Here is a 2,175-nt window from a genome sequence, read left to right as displayed (position 1 = left end):
CTCGTCGACGACTTCGCCGCTGCGCTGCGCGCCGACTTCCGCGCCCATGGCGCCGGCGTCATCGCCGCGGTGCGGGCCGAAAAGCCGGAGCAGTATCTGAAGGTCGTGCTGACGCTGCTGCCCAAGGATTTTTCGCAGGATTTCGATGCCGATAAGAATAGTCTCGACCGGTTGAGTGATGACGAGATCAAGAGCCGAATCCGCGGCCTCGAAGCGAGTCTGCGGCCTTTCCTCAAAGAAGATGCCGGCCTCGAAGGAGATGCGGGCGTATCTGGCCCTTCTGGAGGAACTGGAACGGCGGCGGCGCGGCAATAGCCTGGCGGCCTACAAGCCCTACGACAGGCAGGCCGAATTTCACGCAGCAGGAGCAACGAACCGCGAGCGCCTGTTCATGGCCGGCAACCAGCTCGGCAAGACCAGGGCGGGGGGCGCGGAATGGGCCATGCACCTCACCGGCCGCTATCCCGACTGGTGGGCGGGCAAGGTGTTCGACCAACCCGTCAGGCTGTGGGCCGCCGGCGTCACCGGCGAAGGCACGCGCGACAACCCGCAGCGCGTGCTGGTCGGCCCGCCACAGCAGCAGGGCGAATGGGGCACCGGCATGATCCCGGCCGACGCCATCGCCGATACGGTGATGGGCCGCGGCGCGCCTGGCGCGCTGGACAGCGTCGTCGTGCGCTGGGATGGCGGCGGTGACGTCCAGGCCGGCGAAAGCGTGCTCTCCTTCAAGTCCTACGAAAAGGGCCGCGAGAAATGGCAGGGCGAGACGCTGCATGGCGTCTGGTTCGACGAGGAACCGCCGCTGGACATCTATTCGGAAGGCCTGACCCGCACGAATGCGACGGATGGCATAACGATCGTGACCTTCACGCCACTGCTCGGCATGAGCGATGTGGTGCTCAGGTTTTTGAGCGCGGGCCAGGTGGAGAGGATCGGGAAGGGGTGACGCATCGCCGTCAAAGCGTTTGCGATCTCGCTAGTGGTGACGTAAGTACACTGCGCAGGGGAGAATCCGGGTGCCCAAGTTCGACGAAATCTATGCGATCCAGTTTGCCTGGTTCGTTACCGGTGAGGTCAGGTCTGACCGGCTAGATCAAATATTTCAAGACGTGCTGGGAAGAGCCCCAGGACAGCTCCAGACGCTCCGTCCGCCCCAATCGCCGGTTCCGACAGTAAGTGCGTCAAGTAATGATGACGAGGCTAAGTTTGATCTCATTTGGGCCACGGGTCGTGTCGATTTTGTCATCAGTCCGCCGTTCGGTGAGGGGATCGATTCGTTTCAATTCTCGATGAATGATCCACTTTCTCATTTTTTGCCCTATGGAGAAAAGCTATGCGGCAAATTTGGGGGATCGTTTCGTCAATCCCTTATAGTTAGGAGTGGCAAAACGGTTGAGACGCTGGACGACGCGGTAACCGTCTTTAATAGTCTTCTTCCTGGAGCCGAAATTAAGAGTGCGTCAACTGATCTTGCGTTTCAAATAAATCGGCGTAAGAAGTTCGGTAGTTTCGAATTGAATCGCGTTCTCAGGTGGGAGGCGCAGAGAACGGTCTTAGGAAGCGTTCAATTTGGAGCGGCGGGAGGGCTACCGCAGCAAATTCCGGTGAGGGAGACGCGCCTGCACGTTACGTGTACGCACGATATCAACACTGTGCCGACGCAGGAGACACTGGCAACCGGAGCTCAAAAGCGGGTCTTGGCCCAACTATATAAGGCTGTGCGGCAAACTTTAGCTATTAGCGCTGTCCCGGAGTTCAATTGATGGTCGATACGCAAGGCAACGTCACGGCGTCCGATTTTGGAAAAAATCTCGCTCGGGCGATGTTGGTGGGGGCGCCGCTTGCGGTTGTCCCGGTTGATAGCTCAACCACGCCGGTTGAGCAGCCGCGCCCTGTACGAAAGGTGCTTTCCAACCAAAACGTTAGCCGACGTGGAGGCCGGAGTGCCGTTGAGGCTGCGAGCTACTTTGATGTCTTGCGAGCCATCGAGAAGATTGCCTCATTGCATCCGGATGACGAATTTCACCTGACGACAAAGGCGCGGCGCGAGGGCGAGCATCTTTTGGCTTTGCTGCACATGTTTGGTTCTGAGGTCCCAAGAGTTTTTTCCCAAGATTCCGATTCCGTGGTCTTCAGCTGGGATCGAAAGGGGGGGAAGGTTTTTCTGACCGTCTC

At 59.0% G+C, this 2,175-nt stretch carries 3 protein-coding genes and 1 pseudogene; all 4 read left to right on the top strand.

Features of this window, described 5'->3' with window-relative positions; all coding sequences use genetic code 11:
* The coding region (locus tag EOD07_RS38800; RefSeq protein ID WP_245470565.1) for a hypothetical protein at positions 1-315 on the top strand (315 nt) is incomplete at its 5' end.
* A pseudogene (locus tag EOD07_RS31755) lies at positions 242-910 on the top strand (terminase family protein); the annotation flags it as partial. The gene EOD07_RS38800 and the pseudogene EOD07_RS31755, both read left to right, overlap by 74 nt.
* Before the next feature lie 106 nt (positions 911-1,016).
* Positions 1,017-1,763, top strand: a complete 747-nt coding sequence (locus EOD07_RS31750) for a hypothetical protein (RefSeq protein ID WP_127238082.1) — start codon at positions 1,017-1,019, stop codon at positions 1,761-1,763.
* Positions 1,763-2,175: hypothetical protein (locus EOD07_RS31745; RefSeq protein ID WP_164772737.1), on the top strand; the 413-nt coding region annotated here is incomplete at its 3' end. The genes EOD07_RS31750 and EOD07_RS31745, both read left to right, overlap by 1 nt.

It is taken from the genome of Mesorhizobium sp. M2C.T.Ca.TU.002.02.1.1, assembly GCF_003997225.1.
Note: the sequence above shows the minus strand (reverse complement) of the source record. Positions and strands in the feature narration are given on the sequence as shown.